Source organism: Sinomicrobium oceani (genome assembly GCF_900119185.1).
GTDB lineage: Bacteria > Bacteroidota > Bacteroidia > Flavobacteriales > Flavobacteriaceae > Sinomicrobium > Sinomicrobium oceani.
This window is the reverse complement of record NZ_FPJE01000031.1, coordinates 1-11,895: the sequence shown is the minus strand read 5'-3', so window position 1 is coordinate 11,895 and position 11,895 is coordinate 1. Positions and strand designations below refer to the sequence as shown.

Below are 11,895 nucleotides of genomic sequence, written 5' to 3'. Positions count from 1 at the left end.
TTTCCACTTAAACGGATACCTGTCAAGTGCAATATTACAACTAAACTTTATAAAATAATGATCGTGACTATAATAAAGTCCTGGCAAAGGTATAACAATATTTTTGATAAAGAGGTGGTTTTTATACGTTTTTATTGAAAAAAGGGTAGTGCAGGAAGTGTAACCTGATGTGGTTCAGGTTCTTATTTGTAAAAAAGCATCCGTAACAGGTATGGTTATGCGGGACTGTCAGCCGAGGTATTTAAGCAATGAATCTGAGATATGCGATGTCTTAAGCCTGCTCAGAGCGTTACTTTTTATCTGGCGTACCCGCTCCCGGGTAAGGTCCATAGACAGGGCAATGTCTTCCAGTCTTATGGGAGCAGTACCCTGAAGTCCGTAAAACAGGACCATCACCTGTTTTTCCCTGGGCGATAAAACATTGAGCAGGTTGGCAATGTCCGAACGTAGTGATACATTGAGCAGGTTGGCATCGGGGCCGGGACTGTCCGTATACTCGATAACGGCATACAGGCTGTCTCTGTGCTGCTCATCGTCTTGAAGAGGGGCATCGAGAGACAGGTTTATTCCGGAGTTTTCGATACAGGTTTCGATTTCGGAGAGGCTTACCTGTATAAATTCGGATATTTCTTCCGGTGAAGGTTTACGCTCAAGAGTCTGCTCCAGGAATGCGGTGGCCTGTTTAATTTTGCTGATCACTCCTATTTTATTCAACGGTAGCCTTACCATCCTCGAATTCTCGTTGATAGCCTGCATCATGGACTGTCGTATCCACCATACGGCATAAGAGATAAATTTGAATCCGCGGGTAGGATCAAATCGTTCGGCAGACTTGATTAGCCCCAGGTTACCTTCATTGATAAGGTCGGGTAGCGGGAGGCCCTGATATTGATATTGTTTGGCTACCGATACTACAAATCTCAGGTTGGCATTGACCAGGTTTTTAAGTGCATAGGGGTCGCCACTTTGTATTTTTTCGGAAAGAACAACCTCTTCCTCATTGCTTAACAAGGGAATTTTGGAGATATCCTGCAGGTATTTGTCCAGTGTGGTATCTTTTCTATTGGTAATCTGACGGGATATTTTTAATTGTCTCATAAACAGGCGTTGTTGTAAGGTGTGAATTGAAAGTAAAACGGACTAATCCGTAGGGTATTTAAAAGTGGTTACCTGGCTGTCGGGGGGGATCACCGTACCTGGAAACGTATAAAAAACAAGGCTCTGTATGGAATAACAACCGTATAGGCCGGGATAAAAGAAAAGTATTTCAAAAAGTGTAATATCCTATAAATATAGGGCTTATAATTGGGATAACGGTCTAAAAAAACAGAAAAGATTGATGAAGCTTAATAGGTATATAAAAAAAAGCCACCCGGACAGGATGGACGGGTGGCAGACAATAATATGACAAGTACAATTTATATTTAAATCACTGTGACATTTACTGCATTAAGGCCTTTTTTACCTCTTTCTACTTCGTAAGTAACCTCGTCGTTCTCACGAATGTTGTTGTTTAATCCTGATGTATGTACAAATACATCTTCTCCGCCGTCTTCCGGGGTAATGAAACCATATCCTTTGGTGTCATTAAAAAATTTTACTGTTCCTTTGTTCATGATATGAAAAATATTGGGTCAAAGGTAATGTAAATATTTGGTTTTCAGTTTTTTTTATTGAATTTATTTTTTATGACGCCTAATATGGGGCCTGAAAGCCTCTGAACGGGAAATTAGCGGTGAATATTAAGAAATAAATCGTTGTGGAGCGGAAGAGATGATGGTTATCCGGTTTATTAATCGTACCTTTAGTGACAGAATTTTTAATCGGTTACTGCCATCGCTTCACTGATTCTTTTCAGCCCTTGCTATTCCAGCTACCCTTTAGCAAAAAATCATATTATGGAAATCTATGTAGGGAATCTGCATCCGAATACTACGAAAAAGGATGTATATAATTTGTTTATACAATTTGGCAAAGTACTGAGTATTGAGCTTTATTCGGATGCAGAAGGACGTAATCTCGGATACGGATATCTCAGCATACGAGAGCGTATAGACGGGAAACGAGCTATTGAACAGCTCAATGAAATCTGTTTTATGCATTACTTCCTTCAGGTTCATGAAGTGAAAAACGAATAACGGAGATCGGGATAGGAAAAAGATACCGCGATGTGTACTCGTATAGTTAAGAAAGTATGATGATTTGTTCTTTTAATGGGAGCTAAAGGAATAGCTTGCAGCAAAATATATTTATATATCAAAATAACCGGGTGAGATCGATTTGATGATTTGTCCATCCATTAAAAAAAAATAAAAGATTATGTCGTTTAAAGCCACGTTGACCATCAATGATAAAAGAGTAAATATTCTGAATTTGAGTTATGACCTGGCCCAGGAGGTAGATGCTACCGGGAGGCCGTCATCGGTAACACGGGGCGGAAGGATATATTTTATGGTAGAGTCTACGGCAGACTCCTTTTTCTTTGATTGGATGACCAATAATTTTGAGCGCAAAAACGGTACGGTCACGTTTTTTAAACGGGATACCAATGCCAAGCTCAAGGAAGTAAAATTTACTGAGGCGTACCTGGTAAAATATAAAGAAAACTTCGAGGCGTTCGGAAATAAGGCGCTTACAGAGAGTTTTACCATATCGTGCAGAATGATTGACTGCGGTGGTGGCAACCACACCAATAAATGGATTTGATTTTTAACAGGGTGTAACCCGTAACAATATGCTCTATTCGTTCCGCCTCCATAACTTGTACCGGATAATCCACAGCATTACAGAAACCAGAGAACTACCGGTGAGAGCATGTATATAAAGTTGTTTTGTAACAAAAAGAATTTCATGGCGTCCTATACCTCATGGAGGAGCAAACAACAGCCAATAGGTACAAGGGGTACAGCAGGGCGGATAACAGGAATATCTGGGTGGATTATCTCAGGTCGTTTCTTACGGTTCTGGTCGTAGCCCATCATTCCACCCTGGCCTATACCACTTTTGCCAGCTTCGATGCGGAAGCCTATATACGTTCTACCCACCCTATGGTCGATGCGCACAGATGGATAGGGCTTGATATTTTTCAGAACTTCAACGATATCTTTTTTATGTCGCTGATGTTCCTGGTCGGAGGATTGTTTCTGTCGCGGAGCATAGCGAGGAAAGGAACGGTAACCTTTATACTGGACAGAATGTATCGTTTGTTTATCCCTTTTCTTTTTCTCGGCACCTTTTTTATGCTCATCGCACATTTTCCGTCCTATTATGTAGCCCATGGTCATACCGGTATCACGGCCTACGTCCTGGACTTTTTTACGGTGGAACAATGGCCTGTGGGGCCGCCATGGTTTATCTGCGTACTGTTTGTTTTCAATGTGATTTTTGCCCTGATAAGCCCTGTATTGCAAAGCTATAACAGGCAGATCGCGAAAGGAGTGGATATTCTGGGAAAGCATCCGGTATGGGCAGTGTTTCTGCTCCTGGTGGTAACATGGGTGCTCTACGTCCCTGTGGCGTATACGGCAGGTCCCGGAACATGGACAGGCTGGGGGCCTTTTGACTTCCAGGTAAGCCGTGTCGCCCTGTATTTCGGTTATTTTATGACAGGAGTGTGCATCGGTTATACCAGGTTCAACGAGGGGCTGTTTTCAGCGAAGTCCGTCCTGGTAAAGTACTGGTGGCTATGGGGGCTTTTTGCAGTAGGCATATACACGGTCCTGACCATTCTGTCCGGATCGTTGGGAGCTATGTTCCGGCAGGGAACGATCAGCGAGTTTCAGGCCTGGATGATCTACTACACCCTATATGTCGGCTCTTGTGTGCTGAGCTGTGTAGCCTGTATAACACTCTTCCGGCGTTTTGCAAAACACGAAGTGTCCTGGTGGCGGTCCTTGTCGGATAATGCCTATTTAATATACCTGATCCATTATATTTTTGTAATTTGGATACAGTTTTTACTGAGAGATGCCGGTATTCCGGCATTAGTGAAGTTTTTCATTACGTTTGGCGGTGCCCTGGGGCTAAGCTGGGTTGCCGCCGTGGGTATGAGAAAAATAAAACCGGTAAGACATTATTTGTAATATACGTTTTGGCATATAACCGGGGTTATGGCATAACAATCCTGTACGCAGCAAAGGACAAACGGACTTCCTGGTGGGCGAAGAGGTGCCTGTGCTGCCACCGGGGAGAAAACAGCCGGTCCGGACATATACAAGCTTAACGTATGCTGCAACAACAATACCTGAAAAGATATGATAGCAACACTCACCTCCGTACTTACGGCCCTGGTGGCCCTGGAACACCTGTATATCCTCTGGCTCGAAATGTTTGCCTGGGAAACCGCCGGGAAAAAAACATTCCGGTCTTTACCGGAGCATTTGTTTACCCCCACCAAGGGCCTTGCTGCCAACCAGGGATTGTATAACGGTTTCCTCTCGGCCGGGCTTATCTGGTCGTTCTTTATTACCGATCCGCAATGGATGGCCAATATCCGGCTGTTTTTCCTGGGATGTGTTGTAGTGGCCGGTATTTTCGGAGGTATCACCGCCGCACGCAAAATCTTTTTCGTACAGGCAGTACCCGCCCTGTTAGCTTTGATTTTTGTAATATGTTCCCTGTAAATCTCCCGTATTTTATATTTTCGCCCCGTTACCGGAACGGAGCCTCCCGCTATGATCGCCAATAAAACAGGCATACCTCCGTGCCCGTTTTCAACTCCCGACTCCACAAGACTACAAATCCCATTCCGTCAATAACTCCATAACAAAGCGGGCTGAGTGCCGGAACGCAGGGAACGGTGTACCGAAGCCCACACGCCCGACGATCAACGACAAACTAATGACCCCAAGAACCCCATAACCGAAAAAAAATCAATTTTTTTTAACCCTGTTCCCCATTTTTGTCGTCTTTAATTATGTAATGCGTAAAATAAGTAGTCTTAAATTGCTAATAGGGTAGTAAATAATGATCAATTTTATTAAAATAACAAATCTGGCTAAAAAACTGGCCGACATGGTCCTGAGAGGAAAAACGATAGAAAAAAAAGATATCGAGGGCGATCATTTTAGCGATGAAGATAAAGACTACGTCATAACCCACCTTTCCGACCCGGGAAAAGTAGAAGCCCGAAAAAAACTGGCTAAAGAAGTGGCCGGAAGCAAAAACCGGGACTGGCAGAAGGTAGAAGCGATCATCCGCCCGGTACCCCGAAAAAGGAAAATAAGAAACAACTGGATGAAAGCGGCGGCGGTTTTTACCGGTCTTATTACCATGGGATATGTGTACTACAAAAACATGCCTGTCGCTGTGGCCCCCGGTACAGAACCTGGCGGGCAGCAAATAACACTCCGTTTGCCGGACGGTAGCATACGCGTACTGGAAGAAGACCATAACGGGGAGATCCGGGACCAGGACGGGCAAACCGTAGGGACGCGTCGGGGAAGCCGTATTCACTACCGCAGGGACAGCGAGTCCAGGGGTTCCGGGGAGGTGGTGTACCATGAAATATACATCCCTTTCGGTAAAACTTTCCAGCTCGAACTATCCGACGGAACCGTAGTTAATCTCAATGCAGGATCGTCCCTGAAATATCCCGTGCACTTCGGGAACACAGGGAACCGGGCGGTTTACCTCGATGGAGAAGCTTATTTCGATGTCCGTAAAAACCCTGCACAACCCTTTGTGGTACGTACCGGTGATATCAATGTACAGGTGCTCGGTACCCGTTTTGTGGTTAATTCCTATAAAGAAGAATCCCGTATCCGCACCGTACTTGTCGAAGGGTCCGTAGCACTTTATAAAAAAGGGGAAGTGTACACGCCCGAAAAAGCCGCCATGCTGGCTCCCGGGCAAAAAGCCACATGGGACAAAACACAAAAAGACCTGTCTTTTGAAGAAGTCGATACCGGGCTGTACACCGGTTGGCTCAACGGAAAGCTCATCTTTAACCACGTGCGCTTCGGGGAGATCCTCCGGAGGCTCGAACGCTATTACGATATTACCATAATCAATAAAAACAAGGCATTGAACGACGAAATCTTTACGGCCGGCTTCGAAGGAGAACCCATAGAAAATGTCCTGAATGCTTTCGGGAGAAGCTATACTTTCGAATACACCATAGCAGGGCAGACGATAACCATAGCAGAGTAAACTACCTCGGAGCAAGCACACGAGGCATTCATACGAAACTGAATTTTAATTTCGAGGCAGGCCTCAGGGTATTAAACCCTTTGGCGGCGCCAATAAATGAAAATAATAACAGCACATAAAATTTAACCGGTAACCAAAAAAAAGAGCCTATGACAAGATAAAAAAACACCACCACCAAAAGAAGATCACCCATATATAAAAAAACCGGAAGATGGTGGCACATCCCCCGATTTGATATGGAGTGATTAAACAATGTTTAACCACGTAAACCAAAGCAAAGATATGAAAAACCTTCTGAAATCAGGGAGTGTGTTTCTCGGTGCATTAAAGTTTGATTTAAAGATGAAGCTCCTGATCTGTTTCTTTACGACATTTTTGTTCCAGGTACAGGCGGGTAATTTTTCACTTGATGTAAAAGTTTCCCTCCATTTCGAGGACGTTACCCTCGAAAAGGTACTGAAAGAGATCGAAACCCTTACCGAGTACAGGGTGCTGTACAATGACCGGGAAGTAGATTACAAACGGAAAGTATCCGTAGACGTCGATCAGGTACCCCTCGCACAGGTACTGAACCAACTGTTTTCCGGAACTCCCGTTGTCTATGAGACCCTCAACAAACAGATCATACTCAAAAAGGATAAGCGCAAACAAAGCAGTTACATTTCCGTTCCCGGAACTCCTGGCAAGGTGCTGCAAACCGAAGTAAGCGGTGTTATTTCCGACGAACAGGGGGTGCCTGTGCCCGGGGTGAATGTCCTGGTGGAAGGGACAACAAAAGGGACCGTAACCGATTTTGACGGAAAGTACAGTATAGCGGTGAGCGGTCCGGATGCGGTGCTGGTCTTCACTTACATCGGGATGAAGCAGCAGAAACACACCGTAGGCAACCGTACGACGATTGATATTACCCTGCAGGAAGATGTGCAGACCCTCGATGTCGTTGTCGTGACCGCACTGGGAATAAAAAGGGAGTCGCGAAAGCTCGGATACGCCGTATCGGAGGTAAAACCCCAGGAAGTGAATGTAAACCGTTCTTCCAACTTTATGAACAGTCTACAGGGAAAAGTAGCCGGGGTAAACATTTCAGCGCTCGGGAGCGGACCCGGCGGCTCCTCTAAAGTACGTATCCGGGGGCAGTCGTCTATCTCCGGGACCAATAGTCCGCTGATTGTCGTCAACGGGGTGCCCATAGACAATACCTCGTTCGGTACCAATCCAGGAAGTACCGGGGGAGAACCGGGTACCAGCGATGGCGGTGTGTATTCGGACGGAGGAGACGGGTTTTCCAGTATCAATCCGGACGATATAGAAAGCATGACCGTACTTAAAGGGGCTACCGCTGCTGCATTGTACGGTTCCAGGGCCAAGGACGGGGTAATCATGATTACCACCAAGACCCGGGGAGAAGGAAGCGGACTGGGCGTTACCTATAACCTGAACGTCACCAATCATACCCCGCTCGACTTTACCGATTTCCAGTACGAATACGGGCAGGGCGAAAACGGAATGCGGCCTACCGCTGCCAACCCGACATCCGGACAGTGGTCTTTCGGGGAAAAGTTTCAACCCGGAATGACACAGATCCTCTTTGACGGTGTGGAAGTACCCTATGTGCCGCAGCGCAACCGGATCAAGAAATTCTACAGGGAAGGACTGGATGTCACCAACTCCGTTTCCATAGCCGGAGGAGGCGAAAACGGAGGGTTTAACCTGTCCATGGCCAACCTGAAGAGCAAGGGAATTACACCCAACAACGAATACGAACGCAAAACCATCAGCCTGGGGGTGACACACGATTTCTCCGACAAGCTCAATGTCAATGTACATGTCAATTATTCCAACGAGATCAATACCAATCCGCCCAATGTAGGGCAGCAGGACAATACCATCCCGGTATCGTTGTACAACCTGGCCAATTCCATGCCGCTCGATCTGCTCGACCGTTATAAATACGATGCGGAAGGTAACGAGTATGTGTATTCCCGTTTCCGCAACAGGACCAACCCGTACTTTACCCTGGCAGAACAGTTCAACAACATCAGACGCGATCGTATTTTCGGGAATGTAGCCGTGAAATACAACCTGCTGCCCTGGCTTTTTGTACAGGGAAGAGTAGGGCAGGATTACTGGTCGAGAGACCAGGACTACAATGGTTTCCCCACAGGGCAGGCCTCGAGGGGACCCGCCCCGGCCGGATTCGTAAATGGGACATTTACTCAGGAAGTACGAAGGTTTCGCGAAACCAATATGGATATCCTGTTTTCGGCCAATAAAGAATTCGGGGAAGATTTCGAGCTCGGGGTCAACCTCGGCGGTAACCGTATGAAGCGCCGTATGGATGTCAACAGGGTCGATGTTACCGATTTTGTGATACGCGATCTTTATACGGTACAGAACGGAAGAATAAAAGATCCTACGTACGCCTTGTCCGAACGGGCGGTAAACTCCGTCTACGGAGCGGTAGACCTGTCCTGGAAAGACACGTACTACCTTAGCGGGACCTTCCGGAACGATTGGTTTTCGACCCTATCGCCCGAGAACAGGAGCATTTTTTATCCGTCGGTTTCCGGAAGCTATGTCTTTTCCAATAGCTGGGAGAACCAGCCCGAATGGCTGTCTTTTGCCAAAGTCCGGTTTGCCTACGCCCAGGTGGGGAGCGATACGGATGTCCCGCCGTACTCCGATGTGCTATTCTATGACATCAACCCCAACTTTTTTACCGGGCCCGATGGCAGTGTACAACCCGTTGCCGGTGCCAATACCAGTACCTTACCCAATCCGGGCCTCAAGCCCATGCGGACCAACGAAGCCGAAGTGGGACTGGACATCCGTATGTTCGAAAGCCGTGTAAACCTGGATGTGGCGGTGTACAGGAAGATCACCAAAGACCAGATTATTCCGGCACAGATCTCTAATACCTCGGGGTTTACCAATACGCTGATCAACAGCGGGGAAAGCCGCAGTGACGGTTTTGAAGCCATGCTGAACGTAATTCCGGTGAAGAACGACAATTTTCAGTGGGACCTCAATATCAACGGTTCCTATAACAAGACCAAGGTACTCAGCCTGCTTACCGATGAGCCGGGCGACCGTATCCTGGTGGGAGAGCACATATTCAACGGGTTCCTCTACCAGGTAGTCGGGGAGGAGATCGGTCAGCTTGCCGGTTTCGGGTATCGCAGAAACGAACAGGGACAACGTATCTTCGGTAACGACGGAAGAGCCTTGCCCACCGAAGATATCGTTTTCTTCGGAAGTGCCCTGCCCAAATGGATGGGCGGGATTACCAATAACTTCCGTTACAAAGACTTTAACCTCTCCTTCCTGATCGATTTTAAACTCGGTAATAAAATGATCTCCGGGACCAACTTCAATGCCGTACGGCACGGACTTCATAAAATGACACTTCCCGGAAGAGATACCGGCGTGGTGGGAGAAGGAGTAAACCTGCAGGGGCAACCCAATACCGTGGCAACCGAATCGCAGCAGTACTGGGAGGTCGTGAGGGCTTCGCAGATCATAGAACCCATAGTGTACAACGGAGGGTTCTGGAAACTGAGACAGATAACCGTAGGCTATGATTTTCGTAAACTGATTCCGGAGAAATCCTTTATCAAAGGCGCAAAACTGAGCCTGGTAGCCAATAATGTACTCATCCTGAAAAAATGGGTGGACAACATAGACCCGGACTCCTTCGCCTTCAGTTCCGATAACGTGTCCGGACTCGAATCGACAGGAGTACCTACGACCCGTAGTATGGGTTTTAACCTTAACCTGAAATTTTAAAAAGAGGAAACCATGAAAAAAAATATGATATACGTTGTTTTTGCAGTGGTGTTTTCCTTACTGAACACTTCCTGTGAAAAGGATTTCGAAGACATCAACACCAACGAAGTAGACCCTACCGATGTAGATCCCGTATTTATATTCAACAATGCCGTTATAGGGACGTCTTTTGCCACGGGGCAGCTCAAGTACGATGCGGCTATAGTACAGCAGATCGTAACTCCCAATTCCGGTTTGCTTACCGGGGGAAACCACAACCAGGACAACCGTTTTGCATCTGCCGAGGTCTGGGACGATTATTACGAGACCGTTATCAAGAATACCGGCGACCTTATGGGGCGTATCCAGGACGATCCGGAACGGAACAACCTCCTGCAGATGACCCGGATCGTACAGGCTTTTACCTTTATGGTACTTACCGACAGTTATGGCGATATCCCGTATTCCGAAGCCGGAAAGGGCATTACCGAACAGATCGTATTGCCGAAGTACGATGCCCAGGAAGAGATCTATACCGACCTGATCAGGGAAGTTAAGGAAGCCGTAGCGGCCCTGGATGACAATGGCGATATGGTCCATGGCGAGATCCTGTATGCCGGAGACCTGGACAAGTGGCGTAAGATGGGCAATTCACTCCTGTTGCGGTTGGGAATGCACATTATTAATGCCGATAATACACTCGCCCGCCAGACCGTGGAAGATGCTTTTGCAGGAGGATTGATGACGTCGAACGAAGATAATTATGTAATCCGCCACGACAGCAACTTTACCAATCCCATCGGTAATTTCCTGAACGGTTCCGAGGCCAATAACTTTTACCTGGTCGATACCTTTGTAGATTTTCTTACCGATACGGACGATCCGCGTCTGGGCTCCATTGCCGTACGTTATGTCGGTGCGGCATCGGGTACCGAACAGATACCTGTCAATGCTTCGGTAGACCCGGAAGATCAGGTAGGAATGCCCATGGGGCATGACAACAGTACTATAGGGCAGGCCGTGTCGGAGCTGGGACTGGCCAGTTTTTACGATTTCAGCCAGGTCGACCGCAGGCGTATGGTCAAGATCGGTGCGCCGATGTACCTGATTACCCATGCCCAGACCCAGTTGTTGCTTGCCGAAGCTGCTACCTACGGGTGGGTATCCGGCGATCCGGCGACTTACTTCGAAACCGGGGTAAGGGCCCACATGGAGCTCATGGCCGAATACGATGCGGCCTGTGCCATCTCCGAGGCCGATATAGACCAGTATATCACCGATCATCCCTATGGCGGTACCCTCGAGCAATTATACGATCAGTACTGGGTAGCCTGCTTCCTGAACGGCCCGGAAGCCTATGCCAATTTCCGGCGTACCGGCTATCCCGACCTTACCCCCAATCCGTATCCGGGGCAGGATATTACCGGCGACTTTATTAACCGGATTACCTATCCGAGTTCCGAACTTGCCGTAAACGGCCAGCACATCAGCGAAGCCGTGGCACGTATGGGGCCGGATAATCTCGATACCCGTGTCTGGTGGGACCGGTAGCCGATAAAACCATCCCCGAAATGCTCCTCTCTTTTTAAAGGGAAGGGCGTAATACGGGATGTCAGAACAGGAGCAACTTCCTGTAAAACAAAGACAAAACATAATACCAATCTAAAAAACAATAACTTATGAAAACGGAGTTAAGGCGTCTTATGGCCAAAAATAAAGCCGAGGAAGCAGCGTACCGTGAGTCTCGTGCTGCTGAGATATCTCATCCTGATACGGGCTCAGCCCGCCGTAATTTTCTAAAAAAAACCGCCCTTGGAGGTATCGGTCTTGCCGGTTTTATGGGCTTGTCCTTCGAAGATACGATGGCCCAGACGACCTCTAAGGTCAGTCGCAGTTCTGCACCTTCGGATCTTAAGATCACCGATATGCGCTATGCGCTGACCCATGTGATGGGGGGCACGGCGATAATCCGTATCGACA

Annotated in this window: 10 protein-coding genes; 8 read left to right on the top strand and 2 right to left on the bottom strand. The window is 47.3% G+C overall.

The window, feature by feature from the left end:
* Window positions 1–228 precede the first annotated feature (228 nt).
* Both BT112_RS19115 and BT112_RS19110 read right to left on the bottom strand, forming a co-directional pair.
* Window positions 229–1,098, bottom strand: a complete 870-nt coding sequence (locus tag BT112_RS19115; protein WP_072319073.1) for a sigma-70 family RNA polymerase sigma factor — start codon at window positions 1,096–1,098, stop codon at window positions 229–231.
* A gap of 326 nt (window positions 1,099–1,424) precedes the next feature.
* Entirely contained in the window at window positions 1,425–1,616 is a 192-nt protein-coding gene (locus tag BT112_RS19110; protein ID WP_072319072.1) for a cold-shock protein, read from the bottom strand.
* A 282-nt stretch (window positions 1,617–1,898) separates the two neighbouring features.
* On the opposite strand from BT112_RS19110, the gene BT112_RS19105 reads away from it, so the two are divergent.
* The 8 genes from BT112_RS19105 to BT112_RS19065 form a co-directional block, all read left to right on the top strand.
* Window positions 1,899–2,138 carry an RNA recognition motif domain-containing protein gene (locus tag BT112_RS19105; RefSeq protein ID WP_072319071.1) on the top strand — a complete coding sequence of 80 codons (240 nt, stop codon included), beginning with the start codon at window positions 1,899–1,901 and terminating at the stop codon, window positions 2,136–2,138.
* 181 nt (window positions 2,139–2,319) lie between these two features.
* On the top strand, window positions 2,320–2,706 hold the full coding sequence (gene tssD / locus BT112_RS19100; RefSeq protein ID WP_072319070.1) for a type VI secretion system tube protein TssD: 387 nt from the start codon (window positions 2,320–2,322) through the stop codon (window positions 2,704–2,706).
* 161 nt (window positions 2,707–2,867) lie between these two features.
* Window positions 2,868–4,082: an acyltransferase family protein gene (locus BT112_RS19095; protein WP_072319069.1), complete on the top strand. Its 1,215-nt coding sequence runs from the start codon at window positions 2,868–2,870 to the stop codon at window positions 4,080–4,082.
* A 171-nt stretch (window positions 4,083–4,253) separates the two neighbouring features.
* Window positions 4,254–4,622 carry a DUF1304 domain-containing protein gene (locus tag BT112_RS19090; RefSeq protein WP_072319068.1) on the top strand — a complete coding sequence of 123 codons (369 nt, stop codon included), beginning with the start codon at window positions 4,254–4,256 and terminating at the stop codon, window positions 4,620–4,622.
* Between the two features lie 343 nt (window positions 4,623–4,965).
* On the top strand, window positions 4,966–6,150 hold the full coding sequence (locus BT112_RS19085; RefSeq protein ID WP_072319067.1) for a FecR family protein: 1,185 nt from the start codon (window positions 4,966–4,968) through the stop codon (window positions 6,148–6,150).
* 282 nt (window positions 6,151–6,432) lie between these two features.
* Window positions 6,433–9,936 (top strand): SusC/RagA family TonB-linked outer membrane protein, encoded by a 3,504-nt coding sequence (locus BT112_RS19075; protein ID WP_217652435.1) that lies wholly within the window; start codon window positions 6,433–6,435, stop codon window positions 9,934–9,936.
* Between the two features lie 12 nt (window positions 9,937–9,948).
* Window positions 9,949–11,466: a SusD/RagB family nutrient-binding outer membrane lipoprotein gene (locus tag BT112_RS19070; protein WP_072319065.1), complete on the top strand. Its 1,518-nt coding sequence runs from the start codon at window positions 9,949–9,951 to the stop codon at window positions 11,464–11,466.
* Window positions 11,467–11,594: 128 nt separating this feature from the next.
* Window positions 11,595–11,895, top strand: a 301-nt coding sequence (locus BT112_RS19065; RefSeq protein ID WP_139276310.1) for a twin-arginine translocation signal domain-containing protein, incomplete at its 3' end; no start/stop codon positions are given.

What these genes read in the sequence shown, in the direction of transcription:
- BT112_RS19115 (WP_072319073.1), bottom strand. Translation starts at nt 1,098, where the DNA reads ATGAGACAATTAAAAATATCCCGTCAGATTACCAATAGAAAAGATACC.
- BT112_RS19110 (WP_072319072.1), bottom strand. Translation starts at nt 1,616, where the DNA reads ATGAACAAAGGAACAGTAAAATTTTTTAATGACACCAAAGGATATGGT.
- BT112_RS19105 (WP_072319071.1), top strand. Translation starts at nt 1,899, where the DNA reads ATGGAAATCTATGTAGGGAATCTGCATCCGAATACTACGAAAAAGGAT.
- tssD (WP_072319070.1), top strand. Translation starts at nt 2,320, where the DNA reads ATGTCGTTTAAAGCCACGTTGACCATCAATGATAAAAGAGTAAATATT.
- BT112_RS19095 (WP_072319069.1), top strand. Translation starts at nt 2,868, where the DNA reads ATGGAGGAGCAAACAACAGCCAATAGGTACAAGGGGTACAGCAGGGCG.
- BT112_RS19090 (WP_072319068.1), top strand. Translation starts at nt 4,254, where the DNA reads ATGATAGCAACACTCACCTCCGTACTTACGGCCCTGGTGGCCCTGGAA.
- BT112_RS19085 (WP_072319067.1), top strand. Translation starts at nt 4,966, where the DNA reads ATGATCAATTTTATTAAAATAACAAATCTGGCTAAAAAACTGGCCGAC.
- BT112_RS19075 (WP_217652435.1), top strand. Translation starts at nt 6,433, where the DNA reads ATGAAAAACCTTCTGAAATCAGGGAGTGTGTTTCTCGGTGCATTAAAG.
- BT112_RS19070 (WP_072319065.1), top strand. Translation starts at nt 9,949, where the DNA reads ATGAAAAAAAATATGATATACGTTGTTTTTGCAGTGGTGTTTTCCTTA.